Annotated in this window: 10 protein-coding genes; 8 read left to right on the forward strand and 2 right to left on the reverse strand. The window is 52.2% G+C overall.

Going from position 1 to position 7,319, the window contains the following annotated elements; all coding sequences use genetic code 11:
* Window positions 1-58 precede the first annotated feature (58 nt).
* From ftsB to ispF, 3 genes are read left to right on the forward strand one after another with little or no spacing between them, the layout of a single operon-like run.
* Window positions 59-331 (forward strand): cell division protein FtsB, encoded by a 273-nt coding sequence (ftsB, locus tag BOW52_RS04835; RefSeq protein WP_078482960.1) that lies wholly within the window; start codon window positions 59-61, stop codon window positions 329-331.
* An 11-nt stretch (window positions 332-342) separates the two neighbouring features.
* Window positions 343-1,056, forward strand: a complete 714-nt coding sequence (gene ispD, locus BOW52_RS04840) for a 2-C-methyl-D-erythritol 4-phosphate cytidylyltransferase (RefSeq protein WP_078482961.1) — start codon at window positions 343-345, stop codon at window positions 1,054-1,056.
* Between the two features lie 5 nt (window positions 1,057-1,061).
* Entirely contained in the window at window positions 1,062-1,538 is a 477-nt protein-coding gene (gene ispF, locus BOW52_RS04845) for a 2-C-methyl-D-erythritol 2,4-cyclodiphosphate synthase (protein WP_078482962.1), read from the forward strand.
* A gap of 6 nt (window positions 1,539-1,544) precedes the next feature.
* Here the strand turns inward: ispF and crp are convergent, their stop codons facing one another.
* Window positions 1,545-2,195, reverse strand: a complete 651-nt coding sequence (gene crp, locus BOW52_RS04850) for a cAMP-activated global transcriptional regulator CRP (protein WP_078482963.1) — start codon at window positions 2,193-2,195, stop codon at window positions 1,545-1,547.
* A 118-nt stretch (window positions 2,196-2,313) separates the two neighbouring features.
* Here crp and truD point away from each other — a divergent pair, with 118 nt between their 5' ends.
* Window positions 2,314-3,348: a tRNA pseudouridine(13) synthase TruD gene (gene truD / locus BOW52_RS04855; RefSeq protein ID WP_078482964.1), complete on the forward strand. Its 1,035-nt coding sequence runs from the start codon at window positions 2,314-2,316 to the stop codon at window positions 3,346-3,348.
* Between the two features lie 7 nt (window positions 3,349-3,355).
* Here the strand turns inward: truD and BOW52_RS04860 are convergent, their stop codons facing one another.
* A complete protein-coding gene (locus BOW52_RS04860) occupies window positions 3,356-3,898 on the reverse strand; it encodes a Smr/MutS family protein (RefSeq protein WP_078482965.1) in 543 nt (180 codons plus the stop codon).
* A 450-nt stretch (window positions 3,899-4,348) separates the two neighbouring features.
* Between BOW52_RS04860 and surE the strand changes: the two genes are divergently transcribed.
* From surE to BOW52_RS04880, 4 genes are read left to right on the forward strand one after another with little or no spacing between them, the layout of a single operon-like run.
* Window positions 4,349-5,101: a 5'/3'-nucleotidase SurE gene (surE, locus tag BOW52_RS04865; RefSeq protein ID WP_078482966.1), complete on the forward strand. Its 753-nt coding sequence runs from the start codon at window positions 4,349-4,351 to the stop codon at window positions 5,099-5,101.
* On the forward strand, window positions 5,098-5,760 hold the full coding sequence (locus BOW52_RS04870) for a protein-L-isoaspartate(D-aspartate) O-methyltransferase (RefSeq protein ID WP_236725642.1): 663 nt from the start codon (window positions 5,098-5,100) through the stop codon (window positions 5,758-5,760). Before surE ends, BOW52_RS04870 begins: the two co-directional genes overlap by 4 nt.
* Complete coding sequence (locus BOW52_RS04875) at window positions 5,760-6,338, forward strand: YqaA family protein (RefSeq protein ID WP_078482967.1); 579 nt, start codon at window positions 5,760-5,762, stop codon at window positions 6,336-6,338. The genes BOW52_RS04870 and BOW52_RS04875 overlap by 1 nt, the downstream gene beginning before the upstream one ends.
* Complete coding sequence (locus tag BOW52_RS04880) at window positions 6,339-7,160, forward strand: peptidoglycan DD-metalloendopeptidase family protein (RefSeq protein ID WP_135622043.1); 822 nt, start codon at window positions 6,339-6,341, stop codon at window positions 7,158-7,160.
* The last annotated feature ends 159 nt before the right edge of the window (window positions 7,161-7,319 follow it).

Genomic DNA, 7,319 nt, shown 5'->3' on the forward strand with positions numbered 1-7,319 from the left:
CCCGTGGCTGTGGGTAATCTGCAACCGCTAATGGAATGGGTGGCTGACAAGCGGCAATATGCGAATTGTGATCCTGATACTGCTTCTTATTCTGCTACTACTGCAATACCGCCTCTGGGTGGGAGATGGCAGTTTTGCTGAGGTGAGTCGACTACAGAAGTCGGTCGCCGCTCAAGCGGAGAAGAATAGATTACTTCGAGAGCGAAATGATGCACTTGAGGCAGAAGTGAAGGATCTCAAACAGGGGCTTTCAGCCATTGAGGAGCGTGCCCGTAGTGATCTGGGCATGATCAAAAAGGATGAAACCTACTACCAGGTGGTAGGCGACTGACCTCGATAATCGTGACAGCAACCACTAACAAAAGCGTGAACTATTGGGGTGTACTGCCCGCTGCGGGTGTCGGTAGCCGCATGGGTTCAGAGATTCCAAAACAGTACCTCAAACTTGGCAACTGTCCTGTTATTGAACACACCCTCAATCGGCTGACATCACACCCAATGATCACAGGTGTGGTGGTGGCGCTCTCGGCCGAAGACGATCACTACCCATATCCTAAGTCGTTCCACGGCAAATCTCTAACGACTGTGATCGGGGGGGCTGAACGCTGCCACTCCGTGCTTAAAGCGCTCAATTATCTGATAACTGTTGCTGATAGTGAGGATTGGGTGCTGATTCATGATGCGGCTCGCCCCTGTCTACGACACAGTGATATCGACCTGTTGATTGGTTCGTTGTCCGAAGACGCTGTCGGTGGTCTGCTCGGTGTTCCTGTGAGTGATACGGTAAAACGCAGCGATGAGCGTCAGCGGGTGACCGAAACTGTCTGCCGGGAAGGGTTGTGGCGTGCCCTGACACCGCAGATGTTCAGGCTGGGTAGAATCGTTGATGCACTGCAGAGTGCGTTAGAGGCTGGAGCGTTGGTAACAGATGATGCCAGTGCGATGGAGCGTATGGGATGGATGCCTAAGATGGTTGTTGGCCACGCCGATAACATTAAGATTACTCATCCGTACGACCTTGCCCAGGCTGAACTATATCTACAACAGCAGGAGTAGGCAGAATGAAGGTCGGTTTTGGTTTTGATGCACATCTGCTGGCAGAGGGCAGAGCGCTGGTATTGGGTGGCGTAACGATTCCATATAAGAAAGGACTTGAGGCCCATTCAGATGGTGATGTATTGATTCATGCGCTCTGCGATGCCCTGCTAGGCGCTGCGGGACTCGGTGATATTGGTAAACACTTCCCCGATAACAGCAGTGACTATGCCGGTATCGATAGCCGCATCCTGCTGCGACGGGTTGTGGAGCTGCTTGATAAGGGCCGCTATTCGATCTCAAATGCTGATATTACCGTCGTTGCACAGCAGCCTAAACTGGCACCGCATATCGATAAGATGTGTGAAAACCTGGCTGGAGACCTGAAGGTTGAGGTAACACGTGTCAACGTCAAGGCGACCACGACGGAGCGAATGGGCTATGCAGGGCGTGGTGAAGGCATTGCGGCTTACGCCGCAATTCTGCTGGAAGAGGGTGCTTAGTTCAGGCTAGCGGGCGTCGAAGACGACAATCGTCTTGCCCTTGACGGTGATCAGTTCCTGCTCCTCCATGCTCTTGAGTACACGACCAGCCATCTCGCGACTACATCCAGCAATACGTCCCAGATCGGTACGGGTGATTCTGATCTGCATTCCATCGGGATGCGTCATCGCCTCAGGTTCCTTACAAAGATCGAGCAAAGTGTGGGCAATACGGCCGCTGACGCCGATGTAGGCGAGGTGGCTCGCTTTACGTGCTGTTGCCAACAATCGGTGTGAAAGCTGGGTCGCCAGTGAATGGAGAATGTTAGCGTAGTGCTCTTTAAGGGCACCTTGGGCGAGGGTGTTGAGCTGCTCGTAGGTGATGCCAGCCACAACACAGGGTGCCTTGGCGGTTACGGTCGCCTGACGCGACTCCTGAGTTACAAACAGGCCCAGTTCACCGATAAAGCTGCCGGCGTTGAGGTAGTCGAGAATAAGGTCATTACCATCCTCGTTCTCCAGGCTCACCGTAACCGAGCCTTCAATGATGTAGTAGAGCGTATCAGCAGGGTCACCGGGGCGTACAATCACCTCGCGGTTTTTGAAAGTGTGACGATGGGCATTTTTTAGGAACGCCTCCACAGCCGGATTTGATGTGTCGATGGTAGGTAGTGACATAGCTTCTCGCTTTGTTGACAGCCTAAAGAGCTCACTTGCTCTAACCAGATAGGCTCAGATGGGTTCCATTCTGGATTAACTAGTATAACGATTTCAACAATTTCTTAGTGGTGATGTAATGAGCTACAACCATGACCGACTTAACTATGCACTGGGTAAGCCGGTAGCAACAGGACGACTAAAGAGTGAGCCGGCAGATTTTCGTGTCGATGAGATTGCCGGTTTCGAGGCCGACGGTAGCGGTGAGCACGCAGTATTAAAGATCGAGAAGAAGGGGCTCAACACCGCCGATGTAGCTAAATCGTTAGCAAGGCTTGCTGGCATTAAAGAGCGTGATGTCGGCTACGCAGGCCTCAAGGACCGTGTGGCTGTTACCACTCAATGGTTCAGCCTCTATCTTCCCGGTCAGGACGATCCCGAATGGTCAGAACTCGAATCTGATCAACTATGTGTATTAGAGGCGACTCGCCATGGCCGAAAAATAAAGCGCGGCACTTTGCGTGGAAATCGTTTTACCCTGACGCTGCGAGAGGTAGAGGGTGATAAGGATGCGTTGAATGAGCGATTGAAGCTGATTACATCGATGGGTGTGCCCAACTATTTTGGTGAACAGCGTTTCGGCTATCAGCTGGGGAATCTCGATAAAGCGGCGGCCATGTTTGCGGGACGCAGGGTCAAGAGTAAGAATTTACGTGGTCTCTACATCTCAGCCGCCCGTTCGATGCTGTTCAATACTGTTCTCTCAAAACGGATTGAGATGGATAACTGGAACCAGTTGCTTGAGGGTGAGGTGGCAATGCTGGATGGGTCGCGGAACTTCTTTCTGACCGAAACGGGAGATACGGCACTGGCTGAACGACTTATGAGTGGTGATATCCACCCCAGCGCCCCGATGTGGGGTAGGGGGTCTCTGCTTAGCGAGGCTGAAGCTCTGGTGATTGAAGAGGCCGAACTAGAGCCGTTTGAGAGTTGGCGAGATGGTCTAGAGCATGTCGGATTGAAGCAGGAGCGACGTGCAACGCGGCTAATTCCAAAGGCACTGGAGTGGAACTTTGTTGAAGATGATGTTCTGGAGTTGAGCTTTACGCTCCATGCAGGCTGTTATGCAACCTCAGTTGTACGGGAGTTATTGGGCTTGAAGCGGCCAGAGTAGGCGGGTATTAGCCGCCCTTTAACAGTAGATAGAGAGCGCCGGTACCGCCATCTGCAGGACGTGCCGAACAGAAGGCGAGTACCTCTGAACGTTGCTGTAGCCAGAGATTGATTTTCCGTTTTAGGACCGGTTGGCCATTGCGAGAACCTATCCCTTTACCATGAATGATGCGGATATTGCGCAGACCTGAGTAGAGTGCATCACTGAGAAAGTAGCTCAGTGCCTGCTTCGCTTCGGCCGCAGTCATGCCATGCAGGTCGAGTTCGGCATCGAGGCGGTATTGGCCACGACGCAGCTTGCGTAGCAGATTATGCTGAACGCCAGGGCGTCGGAAGTAGAGCTCTTCACCCCGCTCCATATCGGCCGGTTCATAGCCGTCAGAGAACATATCCTGTATCGCCTCAAACTCACCCTGACGAGACATATGTGGATAGGGTCTGGTGCGTCGTTTCTCGTGAACCACCTTGTCGTGGCGAAGTGGCTCGATTCCACGTGTCTCAGTGGAAAAAAGAGCGCGATCCTCTTCTGTAATGTTGTTTTTCTTACGCATCGATAACGGTTATTAGCCGACTTGAGGGGCCCCTATGATAGCCGATCATGAGTGGGCCGAGGAATTACCATCTGTCGGGGAGTCGCTATTTTTGCGGAAGCATGTTTTGGGCATCCAAGCCCAAGCAAGCGGCAAATACTTAACGCGACCGTTTATGCCTACGGCGCCCCGGTCGACTATCGCGGACTAACCGCCTTCGCTTCGCTATCCATGGCGGTCAGCGATGGACTATTTTGTATCTCATTGGATCGGTTAAGGGTGGCATAACGCAGATCGTCATAAACTCACCTACAACTGTGGATAACTGCGTAGAATGGGGTACCATGTGGCACTTTAAAGCGGTAGAACAAGTACACAAGCGCAGGCTTGATTAGCGCCCCGGTTGTGGCGCGCAGAGCCGTTAGAACTAATAATTACGAGTACTATTAAAGCCGGTTCGGCATATATCTCATGTTCATTCTGATTAGTAACGATGATGGTTATCAGGCACCCGGTATTACAGCGTTGGCAAAGGCGCTTAGCGGGCTTGCTGAAATCTCGGTGGTTGCCCCCGAGCGAGATCGTAGTGGTGCGAGCAATTCGTTGACTCTGGATAGCCCGATTCGAGCGCGTGTCGCAGATAACGGCTTTATCTCAGTCGACGGCACCCCCACCGACTGTGTCCATCTGGCAATCACCGGTCTGCTCGATCGAGAGCCCGACATGGTGGTGGCCGGCATTAATGCCGGTGCCAACATGGGCGATGACGTGCTCTATTCGGGAACCGTTGCCGCAGCGATAGAAGGACGTTTTCTGGGGCTTCCGGCGATCGCCGTCTCAATGGCCAGCCACGCGCCTGAGCACTTCGATACTGCGGCTCGGGTGGTGAAACAGCTCATCGACCGTCTGCTGAAATCACCGTTGCCTGCCGACACGATCCTCAATATCAATGTACCCGATCTGCCCTGGGAAGAGATTACCGGATTTGAGACCACGCGCCTTGGACACCGCCATAAGGCAGAGCCGGTGATCAAATCGAACGATCCACGTGGTCGTCCGATCTACTGGGTGGGCCCGCCGGGTGCAGAGCAGGATGCCGGTCCCGGAACCGATTTTCACGCGGTTCGAAACGGTGCAATCTCAGTGACACCTCTACAGGTCGATCTGACCCAGTTCACCGCTATGGAAAGAGTCTCTGAGTGGATGGAGGGTTTTGCTAAGTGAACAGTGAGACCCTGCGCGGCATCGGTATGACCTCCCAGCGAACCCGTGACCGGTTGGTAAAGCGTTTGCGCGACGAAGGTGTTTGCGATGAGCGGGTGTTGCAGGTTATCGGCAACACTCCTCGCCATATCTTTGTTGATGAGGCGCTGGCGAGCCGCGCCTACGAAGATACCGCACTTCCGATTGGTCACGGCCAGACGATCTCTCAACCCTATATCGTTGCCCGTATGACTGAGGCGGTGATGATGGACGGAGTACCTGAGCGCGTTCTAGAGATCGGCACCGGTTCAGGCTACCAGACGGCGATCCTTGCTCAGCTCTCACCCCGTATCTTCTCGGTTGAGAGGATTCAGGCGCTAAGTGATCTGGCAAAACGACGTTTTGAACTTCTCGGCCTGCGCAATATCCGATTGAAATATAGTGATGGCACCATGGGGTGGTCTGAGCAGGCTCCCTTTGATGCGATTGTAGTGACTGCAGCACCGCTCGAAGTTCCTCAGGGTCTTGTCGAGCAGCTGGGTGTTGGTGGTCGACTGGTTATTCCGGTTGGGCCCTCTGGGGATCAAATTCTTACCATGATAAAACGTACCCGAGAGGGTTTTGAGACCACAGAACTTGAACGCGTTAGTTTTGTACCACTGCTGGGTGGGAGAAGTTAATGCGCATCTTCTCTAAGCTCTATGAGCGCATGATGGTCTGGGCCGAACATCGACTCGCTCCCTGGTATCTTGCCATTCTCAGTTTTGCTGAATCATCGTTTTTTCCAATCCCCCCTGATGTGATGCTGGCACCCATGACGCTGGCCAAGCCACATAAGGCTTGGCACTACGCACTGATAACAACGATCGCCTCGGTGCTTGGCGGTATGCTCGGTTATCTGATCGGTATGTTTGCCTTCGAAATGATAGAGCCGCTAATCCATAAAGCTGGTTACTGGGCTCGCTTTGAGCGTGCGCAGCAGTGGTTTTCTGAGTGGGGCTTCTGGGCGATATTCTTAGCGGGCTTCTCACCGATCCCCTATAAAGTTTTTACCATTGCCGCTGGTGTTATCAGCATGGCGGTTCCACCTTTTCTGATTGCATCTCTGATCGGTCGAGGTGGTCGCTTCTTCCTGGTTGCCGGTATCATCGCCTGGGGTGGAGAGCGTATGGAGCAGGGGCTACGCCGGTACATAGATAGAATCGGCTGGATTCTTATTGTCGCGGTTGTGACGCTCTATTTTGTCATTAAGGCATAAATGAGCAGATGGCTGATCAAGACGACTCTTATCGCGGCACTCATGCTGCTTCAAGCCTGTTCAGGTCGAGGTGAACTCGCACCGGTTCGCGAACAGGGTGACAAACCTCGCTATCAGCCCGGCACCCATGTTGTCAGCAAGGGTGAAACACTCTACTCAATCGCATGGATCTATGGCCTGGATCATCAAACGCTGGCCAGTCGAAACGGCATCAAACCACCCTATAAAATATTTGTTGATCAGCGCATTTCGCTGAAAAGATCTATCGCAACAAAACCGGCAGCTGCAAAGCCAAAGTCATCCGCGTCAAAACCTAAACGCCCAGTCACAAAAAAAAGCACCGCAAAAAAACCGATAGTGAAGAAGCCGGTCGCCGTTAAAAAGCCGGCGACAAAAAGAGCCTCTGTAGTCAAAAAACCTACAAGAAAAAGTTATAACAGTAATAAAAAAGTTAAATGGCACTGGCCACATAAGGGGCGTGTTGTTTCTCGTTACTCTTCAAAAGCGGTTGGAAAGAAGGGAATATCGATCGCTGGAAAATACGGTAACAGCGTACTGTCGGCAGCCGACGGAAAGGTTGTCTATAGCGGTAATGGGCTTAAGGGGTATGGAAACCTGATCATCATTAAACACAGTAAAAGTTATCTTAGCGCCTACGCCTTTAATCGAAAGTTGCTGGTTAAAGAGGGGCAGAACGTACGCGTAGGTCAGCGTATTGCAGAGATGGGACGTAAAGGAAAAGCAGCGCCTGCGCTCTATTTTGAAATTCGTCGTAATGGAAAACCGATTAATCCCCAATATGTATTACCTAAGAGTAGGTAATTTATTTGCATCATATTCGTGCGTATATCCATAGCTAATTAGCGGATAAAAGACAGTAATAAATCGGGGAGTCGCTATTTTTGCGGAAGCTTGTTTTGGGCGTCCAAGCCCAAGCAAGCGGCAAATACTTAACGCGACCGTTTATGCCTACGGCGCCCC

Origin of the sequence: Solemya pervernicosa gill symbiont (genome assembly GCF_002020875.1) — a bacterium.
Lineage (GTDB): Bacteria > Pseudomonadota > Gammaproteobacteria.

Excerpts from the sequence above, each read along its gene's own strand:
- ftsB (WP_078482960.1), top strand. The coding sequence starts at position 59 with ATGCGAATTGTGATCCTGATACTGCTTCTTATTCTGCTACTACTGCAA.
- ispF (WP_078482962.1), top strand. The coding sequence starts at position 1,062 with ATGAAGGTCGGTTTTGGTTTTGATGCACATCTGCTGGCAGAGGGCAGA.
- crp (WP_078482963.1), bottom strand. The coding sequence starts at position 2,195 with ATGTCACTACCTACCATCGACACATCAAATCCGGCTGTGGAGGCGTTC.
- truD (WP_078482964.1), top strand. The coding sequence starts at position 2,314 with ATGAGCTACAACCATGACCGACTTAACTATGCACTGGGTAAGCCGGTA.
- BOW52_RS04860 (WP_078482965.1), bottom strand. The coding sequence starts at position 3,898 with ATGCGTAAGAAAAACAACATTACAGAAGAGGATCGCGCTCTTTTTTCC.
- surE (WP_078482966.1), top strand. The coding sequence starts at position 4,349 with ATGTTCATTCTGATTAGTAACGATGATGGTTATCAGGCACCCGGTATT.
- BOW52_RS04875 (WP_078482967.1), top strand. The coding sequence starts at position 5,760 with ATGCGCATCTTCTCTAAGCTCTATGAGCGCATGATGGTCTGGGCCGAA.
- BOW52_RS04880 (WP_135622043.1), top strand. The coding sequence starts at position 6,339 with ATGAGCAGATGGCTGATCAAGACGACTCTTATCGCGGCACTCATGCTG.